Raw genomic sequence first — 16,241 nt, 5'->3', positions numbered from 1 at the left:
CATCCTATCCTAAATTCTGTTAAATATCTTAATTATTAAAATACACATCAACATATCACAATTAAACAAAGCTGATAATATCATTTACAAAATCCTATTTTAATAAATTCAAATACTTTGTAGAATTTAAATTATAACTATAAAATTTCTTTAATTGATCATAATTAAATTCTAACGGATTTAAACTAATTTCTACTAATCTATCAGCAATTTTTTCCTTCTCATTATCTACATTATCAAATAATTCATTTAGGTTGTTTCCAATATTTAAAATCCGTTTGTTAGCATAGAGGTAATCAATAATTTTACTTGGAATTTGACTTGTACTTTTATTATTTAAATTAATTAACAAATCCATTTCCCTCATAATATTAAGAATCTCACTTCTACTTTTAAAATCATTAATTTTAATAGGAAGTTTTTCTTTATCCAATCCTTCCATATTTAAAAATTCTTCTAAAGCTGTCACATTTCCAAAATAATGAAATTCTATTTGTTTATTCCTCTTACTAGCTAAAGATAACGCATGAATAAACTCCACTGGACTGCGTATGCCTCTATAAAAAGATCCTGCATACATTATATTAAATTTATCTTTATCTACCTCATAATTACTTTCCCCTTGCTCCTCCTCAAATAGTTGGGGAATAACATGAATTTGCGATTTATTTACTCCTAAATTAGTATAGCAATCTATCGCACTTTCTGTTGGAATGACAATAGAATCTACATTATTAAGCATCCTTGATTCCAGAAATCTATCATATTTTCTTATTTCTCGATCCGGGTTATAAGAGAATGGATCACCATAATCAGCTATCCATTTTAAATGGGGAACATCTTTTTTTAATAAATGTCCTGTAATGTGGGTAGACACTGGTAACCCCACAGTCACCATGGCCATACTATTACTATGTAACTTATTTTTTTTTACATAACGGTAAGCATTAATTGCCCATTCAATTGTTCTATCTGGCCAAATAAGTACATCGTATAATTTTTTTAGCCCTTTAGTAAGAAGGTTACTATGAGAATTGTTTAATATATTTCTGTTAACATCCCATCTATTTTTTTCTTTATGAAGTAAAATACCTGGTTTAACTTGATGCAAAGTAATATTATTTGAGTTTTTATTACCTATTTCTTGGTACATAGCATTTTTGGGGAGCACTAAATCCACATGATACCCATCCTTTATCAAGGAGGAAACTATCCCTTTCACATGAAAGGCCCGAGCTACATTTTCTGGATAATACCAGTAACTAATTACTACTACCCTTTTCATTTTCTATCCAGCCACCTTCTCAGTTTATATAATTACATCTCTTTCGTATGCACTACTCACTAAAAACTTATAGATTTTTCTCATCAAATAGAATACATCTTACTTTTCATTTATAATATTCTTGTATAAATTTAATTCTTTTTCACCATTTTTATCCCAGTCAAAATTATTTAGCCAATCATTAGAGAGGTTTATACTGTATTTATTTTTAGCAATAGATAAAATTTTTTCAGCCAATTTTTCTTCGAAATATTGATCATCTTTTATAATACAAGTTTTATCAATAATTACTTCCGGAATTCCACCATTACTACTTCCAATTACAGGTATACCGCACGCTTGTGCTTCTAATAAAACTGACCCCAATCCTTCCTGACGACTAGGTAAAATTAATACATCCATTACACTAAGATAGTCGACTACCTCTTGAGGCGCTACCTTTCCAGTAAACAAAAATTTAGCATTAATTTCATTAAATTTTCTTTCCATTTCTTGCTTTAAATCTCCGTCGCCTATAATGAGAAAAGTAAATTCATCTTCAGTAATTTTATTGAGTTCTTTATATATTTGAGGAATTTTATCTACTCTTTTCACTTCAACTAAATTACCAATATAACCCACCAAATACCCTTTAAGGCCATACTTAGCTCTTAATTCACTCTTCTTTTTTGAGCACACTGGATAAAATTTTTCTCTATCGATACCATTATATACAATTGAAAAATTATTCCCACAATAGCCAAGATCTCTAGCTTCTTTTTGTAAATACTCACTCACAAAAATATTTTCATCCGCATATTCTAGGTTCCGAACAATTACTTTTTTTAAATTCGCACTTTGTTTAGGCATAGTATGAATATCACTACCATGCAATGTCAATGCATATGGAATCCCCAAAAAGCGCTTAATATAGTAAGCTAAACTTCCTTGAGTATGTCCCCAATGAGCACTTACCATATCAAACTCTTGTATTTTTACCTTATTTCTTAAAATCACCTCTAAATAAACTAAAAAGTCTATTCCTAACTTTTCTAAAACCTTTTTTGTAATCGTATTCTTCAAAAAGAGTTTTCTATATTTTATATCTTCATATATAAAATACTCCCCCTCTTTTTGATAAATTTTTTTCTTCAATAATTTTTTCAATAATTTCAATACTATTCCATCATAAAAATTTATACAATATTTTTCACTATCAACCTTATTATCGTTCAACTTAATTCTCTTATGAGTTGCATTGAATAATCCGGTTTTATTTTGAGGATCCATATTAACTAAATATAAAATCTTCATAGGTTTCTCCCTTTTAATTTTAATTCTATATACATAATATACCGACAAAAAAAGAATGAGGAATCTTCTCCTCATTCTTTTTCTATACTTTTTTAAAATAAATTCTATTGATGAAAATGGTTATAAAATATGTAGCTGTTGTTGCTATAGCTGCGCCTAACGCTCCAAATTTATAAATTAATATGAAATTAAGGATTATATTAAAGCCAAAAGAAATACAACTCACTTTAAAGTTCAAATCAACTCGCCCTATACTAAGTAATGTGATTCCTTTAGGTGAATAAATACTCCAAAAGAACAATCCTATTACAAGTACTTGAAAATAAGGTACTGAATTCACATACTCTTTTCCAAATATCATTGGCATTATTAACGGTATTATGAAAAATGTTGATGTACATAATAACGCCGTTATCATCAACATTCTACTCTCAAATTTTTTCAACATCTTTTTTATTTGAACCCTATTATCTGTTTGCTCAGATATATACGGTATCATTAATTGATTTAGCGTATTAGGAATAATCATCATAGAAGTGATTATAAGCTGTGCTATACCATAATAACCTACTTCTTTTGGATCCACATTCATGTAATTTAAAATAAGGACATTAAATGTAAGTATTAATTGACCTAGTAAATTTGTAATAAACGAATAGCTACCTAATTTTAATGGCTTCGCGATTAATCCTTTGTCTATTCGCTTATATTTTATGGATTGCAACTCAGATTTAATGAAAGGTACAAATAATAATGTGGTTAATGATAATGCAATTACTAAAGTAATTATGTAGCCTGTCATTCCATAAATGTATGCTCCTAAAATACTTATTATTACTACAGCAATTTTAGAAATACTTTGTACATTAGACATTAAATGAATTTTTTTCTGAGATTGTAAGTAAGCGACAAAATACGCACTTATAGAAAGGAAAGGTATTTGAAAAGCATAAATTTTCATTAGATTATTTATTTGGATATCCGATGAAAAACCTCCGAATCCAGCTATAATGAAGGTTAATAAAGTAATAAGTACCGAGAAAATTGCCGTTACCTTGAAACCATCTTCAAATAATCTCTGCTTTTGCTGCATACTAATTTTTTCAGAACACATTTTTAATATGGCAACATTCAATCCTAATCCAGCTATAATTGTTAAATTACTTAAAAAAGATTGCAATACCTTTAATCTTCCAATGTCTTCAACAGATAAAATTCTTGTTAAAAATATCTGCCCTCCGAATCCCGCTATTTGTAGCAAAAAATTCGCACTAAGAAGATGTACGAAGCCTTTCTCCATAGCTTTATTAGTTACTAATTTAATTTTTCCAAATAGGTTTTTGCTCCGCAATGCTATCGATTTCATTCTTCATTTCACCATCATTTACTTTCCAAGCTAAATTTAATAATTTGATTTTTTCACAAGTTAACAAAATCTTGTTCAACCTTAGATTGTATAAAAGATTATTAATAAGCACCTTTACGTAATACGACCAATAAAACTGTTTTAAATAAGATAATAATATCTAATTTTAAAGATTGATTGTATACATAATATAATTCTATATCCACCCTTTCTGGGTATCCTACATCACTTCTACCACTCACTTGCCAATAACCTGTTAAACCAGGACTCACAGATAAAAAGTCTGAAGTTTTAGAGCCGTATTCTTTTAATTCCTCCTGAATTACTGGTCTCGGACCAACTAAACTCATATCGCCTTTAAGGACATTGATAAACTGTGGCAATTCATCTAAACTTGTTCTTCGTAAAAAGCGCCCTATGTTTGTAATACGTGGATCTTCCTCTGGCTCAAGCTTATAGTTATTATCTACATATTTCTTATATAGGACTTCATTTTTTTCTAATTTCTCTTCTGCATTAACTACCATAGAACGAAATTTATAAATACCAAATACTTTACCATCTTTACCAATTCTGGATTGTTTAAAGAAAACTGGTCCTTTCGCATCCCCACGCATGTAAAGGATAGGAATTATAATAAAAAACGGAGAAAATACTATCAAACCCACAATAGCACCTATAATATCCAGTGTCCTTTTAAAAAACGCATGGAAAATTGATATTTTTTTCACTACACTTGTTTCTTTCTCCACAGATTTATGTATTAATCCTCTTTCTTCCAACCTTTTCACCTCACCTTTACACATGTATATTTTCTAGTTTTATAAGTTGAGTCATATACTCCAATAATTCATCTTTTAATTCTTTGTGTTGTAACGCCATCTCAATTGTCGTTTTAATAAACCCAAACTTCTCACCAACATCATAACGAGTTCCCTCAAAGTCATAAGCAAATACACGCTGAATTTCATTTAAACGTTGGATCGCATCAGTTAATTGAATCTCGCCACCTGCACCTGTCTGCTGGTTCTCTAAAAACATAAAAATTTCTGGCGTTAATACGTAACGTCCCATAATTGCTAAGTTTGATGGTGCTGTTCCTTGAGCTGGCTTTTCAACAAATTGACGTACTTGATAACGACGATCATTTTGTTCAAGGGGATCAATAATACCGTAACGATGTGTTTCATTTTCAGGTACTGTTTGTACACCGATAACTGCCGACTGTGTACCTTCATATTGATCCATTAATTGACGTAAACATGGTGTTTCCGCTTGTACAATATCATCACCAAGTAATACTGCAAATGGTTCATTTCCAATAAATTTACGCGCACACCATACTGCATGCCCTAAACCTTTTGGCTCTTTTTGTCTTATGTAATGAATATTTATTTTTGAGGAAGCTTGTACTTTTTCAAGCATTTCATACTTCCCTTTTTCTAAAAGGCTTTGTTCTAATTCAAAAGAGTGATCGAAATGATCTTCAATTGCACGTTTTCCTTTTCCAGTAACAATAATAATGTCTTCAATTCCTGATTCAATCGCTTCTTCTATTATGTATTGAATTGTTGGTTTATCGACGATAGGTAACATTTCTTTCGGCATCGCCTTCGTTGCTGGTAAAAACCTTGTCCCAAGACCAGCAGCTGGGATAATTGCTTTTCTTACTTTTTTCAATTATACTCCTCCTATAAATCTATTTATTTGTATGTAACAATAACAAAAACCCTACCTATAGAGTCATTTTTATAACTCCATAGGTAGAGTTTCTATTAGAAATAAATTATGGGCATCTAACCCATCCTCACGCCATACTCCCGACGACAAGCGTCTAAGGTAGGCATGAAATAAAATTTCTACCCACAGCACGACCGAGTGCCCCCGTTGATAACGGTTAGGAGACATCACCAATTATTTATTTAAAAAATACCGAACAATTTTTTACGACGAATTTGTTCTGGATCTTCTTTATAAATTGTTTTTCCGCTAATCAACAAATATGGATTCTCTTTCAAATCACTCATAACACTGGTTCCAAATTCTTTATAAATTAGTTCATAACTTTCTGCTAAATGAAATCCTCTTGACGTTATGTTATGTGCATCTGAAGCGACCATATGTGTTAAATTATGTTCCACAAGTTGTAATGAAAACTTTTTAATTTTTTTGCCAAACTTCCCTAATAAACTACCTGCCGTTACTTGCGTTAGTGCACCTTTATTTACAAGGTTATATAACTTATCTGGCCGCTCGATTAACTCGGCATTACGTTCCGGATGAACAATAATTGGAATCATTCCCTTAACGCGCAGTTCATATAATAGGTGTTCCGCATAACGCGGTACGTGATTAGATGGGAATTCAATGAATATATATTTATTTGTTTCGTTTAAAGTAACGATTTTATCAGCTTCATAGTCTTCTAATAAATCACCATATAACCTAATCTCCTGCCCCGGTAAAATGGTAAGTGGAATATTATGTTGTTGTAGTTCATCATTGAGTTGTTTTACGTGATGAATAATTGAGGTACGTTCATTTATATATTTGCCATTTTGATGGTGCGGCGTTGCGACAATTGTATGTATTCCTTCTGATATGGCTTGTTGTGCCATTGCTAAACTATCTGTCATGGTTTGTGCACCGTCATCAATACCATGTAAAATGTGACAATGTAAATCAATCATTCTTTCAGCCTCCCTCTCTCCTATCAATCTTTTTTCCCTTGAATATGAGACATCTCATATTCAAGGGAAAAAAGGAGATATGGTTGAAACATATCTCACCCTTTTAATTAGTTTGCTCCATAATAATAATATAAGCCTTGTTCACGTTCACGGTCGTTTAAAACAACACCTAACAATTTACCTTTTGCAGACTCCAATAACCCTTTTGCTTTTACTGCTGTTTCTTTCTCTGTCGATTCACTACGGACGACAAGAATAGAAGCATCACATACATTTGCCATAATTTGTGCGTCGGTAACAGCTAAAATAGGCGGCATATCGAAAATAACTAAGTCATACATGCTATATGCTTGTCCAAGAAGTTCTTTCATTGATTTTGAACCTAACAATTCGGCCGGGTTTGGTGGGATTGGACCACAAGCTAGAAAGTGTAGATTATCAACTAATGTTGTTTGCACACATTTTTCTAAACGTTCACTATGTGTTAGTACGTTCGTAAGTCCAAAAATGTTATCTACTTGAAACATTTGATGCATTGCTGGTTTACGCATATCTGCATCAATTAATAATACTTTTTTTCCTTGTTGAGCAAATACAACTGCCATATTCGCTGTCGTTGTCGTTTTCCCTTCACTTGGGTTTGCAGACGTGACCATTAATGAATGTAAATTCGTATCAACAGCTGCAAATTCAATATTCGTTCGAATATTACGATATTGTTCTGAAATTGGTGATTTCGGTTGTTGATGAGCAATTAATTGACGTCGTTGACGATGATTCTTTTTCTTTTTAAATAAATTAAGAGCCAATTGTCTGTCCCCTCACTTTTCTTGATGATGGAGCGTGTGATTTCACGTTCATTGTTTCTTCATCCATACGAGCTACAATACCTAATACTGGTAAGCCAAGTAAGTTTTCCACATCTTCTTCTTTTTTCACTGTGTTATCTAAGTACTCTAGTAAGAATGCAAGACCAACCGAAGCCATTAAACCAACAACGAAAGCGATTGCCACATTTAACATTGGACGCGGTTTAATTGGAGATAGATTTTCTGCAACTTCTGCTTTTGATAAAACTGTTACGTTATCAACACTCATAATTTTAGCCACTTCACCTTGGAACACTTCTGCAGTGGTGTTAGCAATATCACGAGCTAGCTTGGGATCTTTATCTTGTGCTGTTACCGCCACTACCTGCGAGTCTTTCTCGTTAGCTACTTCAATTTTCTTATTTAGCTCTTGTACTGTAATATTTAGACCTAACTTTTCTTTCACTTGATCCAAAATAACAGGACTTTTAATAATAACCTTATATGTATTTGTTAATTGAATATTTGTTTGTACCTCATTATACTGAATTGCTGCACCTTCTTGCTTCTTCTGATTAACAAGAATTTGCGTCGAAGATTGATAGATTGGTGTCATAAAGAAGAAGCTAATGATAGCACTTACTATAGCTACACCAAATGCGATTACGAGGATTATTGCTAAACGTTTTTTTAAGATATGAAATAATTCTTTCAGATTAATTGTTTCTTCCATAAGTTCCTCCAACTTTCTAAAATTTACACATAGGAAAAATTATAACATATAAATCTTACATTTTTTATTTTTAATAATTCAGTTCTATATTTGTTCACAAGAAACAAGTTTAATCTTACAAAATAATCTTAAATATGACAACACATTCCAATGATTTCCCAAAAATTTTATCATATCATGCTTTTTACATTGTATAACTTGATAAATAATTTTCAGAAAACAAAAAAGCCAACATTTTTTTGTTGGCTTTTTGATATTTTAGTAATAACCATATTGTTCTTTTTCTTCTCTTTTATCGTTCAAAATAACACCTAGTAGTTTTCCTGATGCTTTATCTAATATTTGTTTCGCTTTTACGATTTTATCTTTTTCCGTCTTTTCACTTCGTACAACGAGTACGATTCCATCACATTTGTTCGCTAGTATTTGTGCATCCGTAACCGCAAGGACAGGTGGTGCGTCGATTAATATAATATCAAACATGTTATATGCTTCTAGCAACGCCTCGTCCATTGCCCGGCTTCCTAATAGTTCTGCTGGATTTGGCGGGATTGGACCTGCTGCCATTAAGTATACGTTCTCTATATCTGTTTTTTGAATGCATTGCATAAGTTTTGCTTGTCCTGATAATAAGTTTGTTAACCCATTTGAACTATGAATGGCAAATAAGTTTTGTATCGTCGGCTTACGCAAGTCAGCTCCAATTAATAAAACTTTCTTTCCTTGTTGTCCAAAAACAACTGCTAAGTTTGAGATTGTTGTTGTTTTCCCATCACCTGGATCTGCTGAAGTAACAATAATAGAACGAACATGATTATCTACAGATGTAAACTCAATGTTTGTACGAATGTTACGGTATTGTTCTGTAATACGCGATTTAGGCTCTTTATGTGTAATTAATTGTCGTAATGGTTTTCTTTTCTTTCTCCCGAACATATTCATAATCTCCTTTTGTGAAATGCGACATTTCCCTTTTCTCTCTCTTATGCTCGATTTCATACGTCTAATTAATATTTTTGCTGATTTCCCCATATCTCATCATAATCAATAACATTCTACTTTGTCTTACTTAAGTACCTTAACAATATGACAATGCCTTTATTTCTTTATTACCTTTATCACTTATCCTGTTTTCTAAATAAATAATAAAGTAAGTATATGGTAATTACCATATATTTACAAGATATTTTCTGATTAGTTTGTATATTATCTTTTCATCGTTATATAGCAGTAAACAAAAAATCCCCTTGTCTTTTTCACAAGGAGATTTTTTAGTACTATCTATTCTTTTTTATCACCAATTGCAAATGTAATTTCTGCCTCACATGCAACTTCACCATCTACTGTTGCGATTGCTTTTCCTTTTCCAATTGGGCCGCGTACGCGTGTCATTTCTACTTCTAGACGAAGCTGATCACCTGGGCGTACTTGTTTTTTGAAACGGCAATTGTCGATACCTGCAAAGAAAGCAAGTCTTCCGCGGTTTTCTTCTTTCTTTAATACTGCAACTGCTCCGACTTGTGCTAATGCTTCTACAATAAGTACACCAGGCATAACTGCATAGTCAGGGAAGTGTCCGTTAAAAAATTCTTCGTTTGCGGATACATTTTTAATCCCAACCGCTCTTTTGCCTTCATCTACTTCTAATATTTTATCAACAAGTAAAAATGGATAGCGGTGAGGAATGATTTCTTTAATTTGTTCTATATTTAGCATGTAACAATCGCCCCTTTTGTAATATTGGTCTTACCACTTGGACATATTGCTATTATCCCATTTTGTTTATTGTTTGTCATTACAAAGTAACATTTTATATTTAGTACAACTTCCTAAAAAAAATGCACACACTCTATTCCATTAAAATAGTTGCACATTTTTGCAACTGACACGGAGGTGGAAAAGAGTGTATGCCCAAATTAGGGAAAGGCAATATGTATTGAAACATTATTTGCCTTAATGTCGTATTCGACTCATTATATTATAAACGTTTTCAATTAAGGAAATATTAAATTTAACCATATATATGAATATTTTACCTGTTTCCTTCATATTTCTCTATTTTCCTTCCATTTTCGCAAAAAAACAAAATAAAAAAATATAAAAACGAAAAAAAGAACTAAGGCATTAGCCTTAGTTCTTTCAAATTATCTCAAAGCACGCTTTGGTAATCTGTCGATATTCTCTAACATAATACCTGTACCAACCGCAACGCAGTGCATTGGGTTTTCAGCAATTAATACTGGTACTTTTAGTTCTTCTGCTAGAAGCATGTCGATACCGTGTAGTAAAGCTCCACCGCCTGTTAGAATAACACCGCGGTCGATGATATCTGCAGATAGTTCTGGTGGTGTGCGCTCTAATACGCCTTTTGCAGCTTGTACAATAACAGCTGCATTTTCTTTTAATGCTTCTGTAATTTCTTCAGAGCATACTGTAATTGTACGTGGTAAGCCTGTTACCATGTCACGTCCGCGAATTTCAAGCTCTTCGCTACGTGCACCTGGGAATACTGTACCAACTTTAATTTTAATATCTTCTGAAGTACGTTCTCCGATTAATAGCTTATACTTACGTTTAATATAGTTTAAGATCTCCATATCAAACTTATCGCCAGCCATTTTGATAGAGGAAGAGGTAACAATATCACCCATAGATAGTACAGCGATATCTGTTGTACCTCCACCAATATCAACAACCATGTTACCGCTTGGTTGGAAGATTTCCATACCAGCACCAACTGCGGCTACTTTTGGTTCTTCTTCTAAAAATACTGTTTTACCACCTGAACGTTCAGCAGCTTCACGAATTGCTTTTTGTTCTACTGATGTAATATTTGTTGGACAACAAATTAAAATACGAGGTTTTGAAAAGAAGCTCTTTACGTCCAATTTGTTAATGAAATACTTTAACATTGCTTCTGTAATTTCGAAGTCTGCGATTACACCATCTTTAAGTGGACGAATTGCTACAATATTACCCGGTGTACGTCCCACCATACTTCTCGCTTCTTCACCTACTGCTAATACTTTACCACTATTACGATCAATTGCCACAACAGATGGCTCATTTAATACAATACCCTTACCTTTAACATGAATTAATACGTTAGCCGTACCTAGGTCAATTCCGATATCTCGCGCAAACATTCCCGTTTTTTCCTCCTCGATATTCAAAATCAGGTTACACCCGAATTCTTTTCACCTAATTTCTGATTTTATCATAAATTTAACAGAAACGTAATATTCGCAAAAAGAATTCTTCTGAAAAATATTACCGAATGTGAACGGAATGTTTGCTACTGTAACATTATTGACGTACAGGCTTCTCTACATCTTCTTTTCTATACTTTTGCTTTGTTGCTTCTCCACCTCTTAAATGACGAATAGACTTATGATAATCAAGAATTTCTTTCACTTCATTTGCGAGCTCTGGATTAATTTCTGGTAGACGTTCTGTTAAATCTTTATGGACTGTACTCTTTGATACCCCAAATTCCTTTGCAATGACACGCACTGTCTTTCTTGTCTCCACGATATACTTACCAATCTTGATAGTTCTCTCTTTGATGTAATCGTGCACACCACTCGCCTCCCTAATTTGGATGTGAGAAGGGTGAAATGAGCCTCGCTGCATACGACTAAGAAGTAAGTGTGAGTGCTGTTTGTAAGCGTTAAACATTCTTGGATTTATAATGAAATGATTCACGATTTCTCACCTCAAACACTCTCTTTGCTTTGGTTTATACCATTGTATTGCCCGCACTACTGATATATGCTACATGTTCACTATTTTTGCGGACTAAGTTAAGAAAAATTACGTTTTTTTGTGAGAAATACGTTAACAGTGACTATTTTGGCGAAAAAAATGACACCTTATATATAAGGCGTCATTCTTCTCTTTCAAACTCTTCTTCTAATAATTGATGGTGGGGAACCTCTTTCTTACCGGCAATATAATAATATAAGGTGAATAAAACAAACAATAAAATAATAGCAGTCGACAGAACAAATAAAAATGACACAGTATCCCCTCCCTTTTGTAATATATATTCGAGAATCTCGTCATTTTTCCTTGTTTTTGCAACTTTTTTCTCGAAATTGAGTATTTTTATATAGAAATAAAAAAATCAGCTCTCCTAGTGAGAACTGACTTTTTCACTTTCTTATTCTTGTAAAGAAGAATCGTTAGATGATTCTGTAGAACCATTTGTTGATTTTTCTTCTTTCTTCGGTTCTTCTTTTTTGTCACTAGTTGAACCGCTTGTTGATTTCTCTTCTTTTTGAGACTTGTCTTCTGTTTTACTTTCAGGTTTCGTGCTCGTTGACTTCTCTTCTTTTTGAGATTTGTCATCAGCTTTTTTACCAGAAGCATTCGTAGCCTTTGCAGCACCTGCATCAGCTTTAATTTCTGTTACTGATTTATTTAAGTAACGTTCAGGGTTCACAGCCACATTGTCTTTACGTACTTCAAAGTGAACGTGAGAGCCTGCCTCTTTATTCATTGCACTTAGACCGGATGTTCCTAATACTTCACCTTGTGCAACTCTTGCACCTTTTTCTACTTTCACACTGCCTAAGCTTTGATAAGATACCGCTACACCATTTCCACTATCAACTGTTACAACATAACCAAGAAGTGAATCTTTTTCAGCTTTCGTTACTGTACCACTTAAAGCAGCAGCAACATTGAATTCTTTTCCATTCTTCGCAGCAATGTCAATTCCTTTGTTCGGGGAATATGTGTTGTTATAAAAGACAAGTGCTTTTTCTTGTTCCGCCTCAGTTGCTGCATCTTCATAGAATTTCTTTTGTACGACTACTTCCGCATTCGCGGCAGCTGGCATTTTCACTACTTCTGAAGATTTCGTTACTGGTACTGCTGGATCTTCCGATTGTGTATACGGTGTTGCTTGATCGTGGTTTGGAGTCTTCTTCGGATTAGCTCCTTGGAACCATAGCGCAACCATTAAGATTACCGCTGCACAAGCAATGTATAGTGCCGGAAACACCCATCTTTTTTGAAATAAATGTACTACCTTTTGCGACTTTTTATTATTTCTTCCTCGCATTCCATCATCACCTCAGCAATCATTTTGAACAATATTCACCTATCCTATACAACGTATAACTAATTACTTTTCGACAAAATCTGTAAAAATATGTATAAGAACTGTAAAATTTCCGAGGAAATGATAGAAAAAAGAAAAAACTGAGCACTTTTAGCTCAGTTTTTAGTCTAATTGTTTCTTTTTGTACACAATAATACAAAGAATGATAAGGCATATAGTCCAAATTGTATTGTTTAAAATATGTTCTTGAATCGCAATAAATCCTTCTCCCTTTATAACTTTTTGCAATGCTTCCATAACATGATTTGTCGGAAGAAGCTTAACTACTTTTATAATAAACTCATTCTTAACCATTTCTTGTAGCATCGGCCCCATTATGAATATTATAAAAATCGGAAGCCCCAATATAGATGTTTGTGCTATATTTTGGGATAGTAAGCCAACTATAGTACCTAAAACGACACATAACAATGTTCCTATTAAAATAATAATAACTAGCATACTAATATTTCCTTTAAAAGTATCTAAAATCACTAAACTAATAAAACTAGATGCTAGTACAAAAAATACAGTTAATACACTTTTACCTAAAATAACTTCTATTGGACTTGCTGGAGACAACATCAATACTCGTAACGTGTGTTTTTCCTTCTCCTCTGCAATAATAATTGCTTGCACATAACTTCCCACCATGGTAATCGTCATTACAATAATAAAACCTGCAAAGAACTCTTTTATAGAATCCATATTACTATAAAATACAGCAAGTAGAATAGGTAATAGCGCCATTAATATAACTTGTGAGTTTTTACCTGCATCACTTATTTCTTTTCTTACAATAGCCGAAAACCGTTTCATTGAAAATGTCATTATAATCCCCTCCCAGTAACTTCAATAAAGATATCGCCTAGCGTTGGTTCGTGTGAATGAATAGATAACAGTTCGCCCTTTTTCATCCATTCTGAAATACGATTTGCGCCTAATTCATCTTTTTGCACTACTTCTTTTCGTTTACCTTTTAATACGACCTCTATTTGATCCTTAGCGTATTGTAAGCGCAGGTTCTCTGGCGTATCGAGTGCTACAATTTCTCCGCCACAAAGGAAGGCAATGCGGTTACAAAGCGTTTCTGCTTCATCCATGTTGTGCGTCGTTAAGAAAATCGTCGTTCCTTCTTCATTTAAGTCTTTTAAGATTTTATGAATGTTTTGTACGTTTACTGGATCAAGTGCAGATGTTGGTTCATCTAAGAAGAGGATATCTGGTTTATGAAGGATTGCTCTTGCTAATGTGACGCGTTGCTTCATTCCCTTTGATAGTTTCTTTACTGGTGTTTTTTTATCATCTAATAAATTTACTTGTGCTAGTACTTCATCGATTCGTTCTTTTTTGCAATCGTATAAGTCACAAAATAATAATAAGTTATCATAAATGCTAAGTCTTTCATATAAGCCGCTGTTATCTGTTAAAATACCAATTCGTTTGTAATCGATGCTACTTGGTCCTGTAATATCTTTCCCTAATACTCTTACCGTTCCAACACTATGAAGCAATTGAGAAGTTAAAATTTTTACTGTTGTCGTCTTACCAGATCCACTCGGTCCGAGGAATCCAAAAATCTCTCCTTGCTTCACCTCAATATTTACATTTCCAAGTGCCGTTTTTCCGTCGAAACTTTTCATTACATCTTTCATTTCAATTGCCAATGTCATTTCTTCATCTCCTTTGTTTTTCTTCTTTATAGATGAAAGTCGCTTTAGCGCTTTTCGTTCGTTTGTTTCGCTTTTCTTGACTCAATCATATGAAAAACAAAGGGATTACGCAGTAAAATACCGGTAAAAGGAGTATTTTTACCGGTGAATGAATCGCATGTTGAGCTTATTGGAGCACTTTTTATAGCCCAATCACACCTTTTAATTCATCCATGCGTCCTTTTGAAAGTGGAATTGAACTTTTTCTTTCGTCATCCAAAATTAAACTGAAACTGTTACGAGTCCATGTAATCACTTCTCGTACTCTTTGTAAATTTACAAGGTACGAGCGATGACATCTAAAGAAACCAAAACCTGTTAATCTCGCTTCTAGTTCACTTAATGTTAATGCACATACGAAATCGCCTTCACGAACGTGAATATGCGTTACTCCGTTTTGCGTTTCAATGAAATGGATTTCCATCGGATCAAGTAAAATGATTTTATCGTTCACTTTCGCAGGTATTCTTTCTAACTTCATTTGCGGAATCATTTGAATGACTTTTTCTTCACCGACTTCTTCCACTTCCTCTTGCTCAATTTCTATCTTTTTCACACCATCGTTGTTTAATATGTATACATCTTCCGTTAACGAAAGGGCATCCGATAGAAAAGATGACGTAATAAAAATCGCCTTTCCTTGCTCTTTCATTTTCATAATCGCTTTTCGAATAATAATCGTACTCTCTATATCTACATTTTGCTCTGGCTCTTCCAAAATGACTAAATCCGGATTATGAATCATCATTCGTCCAATATGAAGACGGCGTTTCTCTGAAAATGACAATTTTTCTATTTTAACGTTTAGTTTATCTAGGAGACCAACAGACTGCACAACTTCTTCTATACTTATCTTTGATTCATAAAGCCCTATTAAAAACTTAAAGTATTCTTTCACCTTCAAACGACCATATGCCTCATCTTTCAAAAAACAAAAACCGATGCGGGAATAATTTTTCTTTCCAATTGCTTCTCCTTCAAACAGTACATTGCCAGTCGAAGCTTCTTCTTCACCAATAATGATGCGGTGTAACACTTTAGCTGTATGATTATTGCATTGCAAAACAATACATTGTCCTTTTTCAACCTTTAGCTCAATTTCTGGTAACTGGTTCGTCTTCTCTAACTGTTTCAACTCCAGTAGCGCCATTTCGTCTCCTCCAAATATTTTTTATCCTATTATATCAAACAATTAATGGAAAATTATTCTATTCCAAACAAAAAAATAGGCGCCAGAGTTCTGACA

17 protein-coding genes are annotated in these 16,241 nt (G+C 33.2%); all 17 read right to left on the bottom strand.

The annotated features are described in order from the left end of the window. Positions 1–94: 94 nt before the first annotated feature. Positions 95–1,285, bottom strand: coding sequence for a glycosyltransferase family protein (locus DN404_RS03450; protein ID WP_149214726.1), 1,191 nt, complete (start codon positions 1,283–1,285; stop codon positions 95–97). A 99-nt stretch (positions 1,286–1,384) separates the two neighbouring features. Further along, on the bottom strand, positions 1,385–2,578 hold the full coding sequence (locus DN404_RS03445; RefSeq protein WP_149214725.1) for a glycosyltransferase: 1,194 nt from the start codon (positions 2,576–2,578) through the stop codon (positions 1,385–1,387). Positions 2,579–2,660: 82 nt separating this feature from the next. Then, the gene (locus DN404_RS03440; RefSeq protein WP_255444921.1) at positions 2,661–3,944 is read right to left on the bottom strand and encodes a flippase; all 1,284 of its coding nucleotides are present in this window, start codon (positions 3,942–3,944) and stop codon (positions 2,661–2,663) included. 101 nt (positions 3,945–4,045) lie between these two features. After that, positions 4,046–4,726: a sugar transferase gene (locus DN404_RS03435; protein WP_149214724.1), complete on the bottom strand. Its 681-nt coding sequence runs from the start codon at positions 4,724–4,726 to the stop codon at positions 4,046–4,048. 16 nt (positions 4,727–4,742) lie between these two features. Next, entirely contained in the window at positions 4,743–5,624 is an 882-nt protein-coding gene (bpsC, locus tag DN404_RS03430) for a UTP--glucose-1-phosphate uridylyltransferase BpsC (RefSeq protein ID WP_149214723.1), read from the bottom strand. Between the two features lie 242 nt (positions 5,625–5,866). Continuing rightward, a complete protein-coding gene (locus tag DN404_RS03425) occupies positions 5,867–6,634 on the bottom strand; it encodes a tyrosine-protein phosphatase (RefSeq protein WP_149214756.1) in 768 nt (255 codons plus the stop codon). A gap of 107 nt (positions 6,635–6,741) precedes the next feature. Further along, positions 6,742–7,443, bottom strand: coding sequence for a CpsD/CapB family tyrosine-protein kinase (locus DN404_RS03420; RefSeq protein ID WP_088040464.1), 702 nt, complete (start codon positions 7,441–7,443; stop codon positions 6,742–6,744). Continuing rightward, positions 7,433–8,176, bottom strand: coding sequence for a YveK family protein (locus DN404_RS03415; RefSeq protein WP_098840362.1), 744 nt, complete (start codon positions 8,174–8,176; stop codon positions 7,433–7,435). The genes DN404_RS03420 and DN404_RS03415 overlap by 11 nt, the downstream gene beginning before the upstream one ends. A 258-nt stretch (positions 8,177–8,434) precedes the next feature. Then, complete coding sequence (locus DN404_RS03410; protein ID WP_149214722.1) at positions 8,435–9,112, bottom strand: CpsD/CapB family tyrosine-protein kinase; 678 nt, start codon at positions 9,110–9,112, stop codon at positions 8,435–8,437. Positions 9,113–9,457: 345 nt separating this feature from the next. Continuing rightward, complete coding sequence (gene fabZ, locus DN404_RS03405; RefSeq protein ID WP_000931959.1) at positions 9,458–9,892, bottom strand: 3-hydroxyacyl-ACP dehydratase FabZ; 435 nt, start codon at positions 9,890–9,892, stop codon at positions 9,458–9,460. A gap of 428 nt (positions 9,893–10,320) precedes the next feature. Then, entirely contained in the window at positions 10,321–11,322 is a 1,002-nt protein-coding gene (mreB, locus tag DN404_RS03400) for a rod shape-determining protein (RefSeq protein ID WP_000457978.1), read from the bottom strand. Positions 11,323–11,482: 160 nt separating this feature from the next. Then, positions 11,483–11,755, bottom strand: a complete 273-nt coding sequence (gene spoIIID / locus DN404_RS03395) for a sporulation transcriptional regulator SpoIIID (RefSeq protein ID WP_000544012.1) — start codon at positions 11,753–11,755, stop codon at positions 11,483–11,485. A 307-nt stretch (positions 11,756–12,062) separates the two neighbouring features. Next, complete coding sequence (locus DN404_RS03390; protein WP_000008901.1) at positions 12,063–12,197, bottom strand: hypothetical protein; 135 nt, start codon at positions 12,195–12,197, stop codon at positions 12,063–12,065. 141 nt (positions 12,198–12,338) lie between these two features. Continuing rightward, complete coding sequence (locus DN404_RS03385) at positions 12,339–13,244, bottom strand: stage II sporulation protein SpoIIQ (RefSeq protein ID WP_001214925.1); 906 nt, start codon at positions 13,242–13,244, stop codon at positions 12,339–12,341. A gap of 162 nt (positions 13,245–13,406) precedes the next feature. Continuing rightward, entirely contained in the window at positions 13,407–14,114 is a 708-nt protein-coding gene (locus tag DN404_RS03380) for an ABC transporter permease (RefSeq protein WP_006926555.1), read from the bottom strand. Beyond that, positions 14,114–14,956: an ABC transporter ATP-binding protein gene (locus DN404_RS03375; RefSeq protein WP_044306737.1), complete on the bottom strand. Its 843-nt coding sequence runs from the start codon at positions 14,954–14,956 to the stop codon at positions 14,114–14,116. Before DN404_RS03375 ends, DN404_RS03380 begins: the two co-directional genes overlap by 1 nt. Positions 14,957–15,137: 181 nt before the next feature. Further along, positions 15,138–16,145 (bottom strand): LytTR family transcriptional regulator DNA-binding domain-containing protein, encoded by a 1,008-nt coding sequence (locus DN404_RS03370; protein WP_006926553.1) that lies wholly within the window; start codon positions 16,143–16,145, stop codon positions 15,138–15,140. Positions 16,146–16,241 lie beyond the last annotated feature (96 nt).

The organism is Bacillus sp. TE8-1 (assembly GCF_008368855.1).
Lineage (GTDB): Bacteria > Bacillota > Bacilli > Bacillales > Bacillaceae_G > Bacillus_A > Bacillus_A cereus.
The sequence above is the reverse complement of the archived record's forward strand: the minus strand, read 5'-3'. Positions and strand labels throughout refer to the sequence as shown.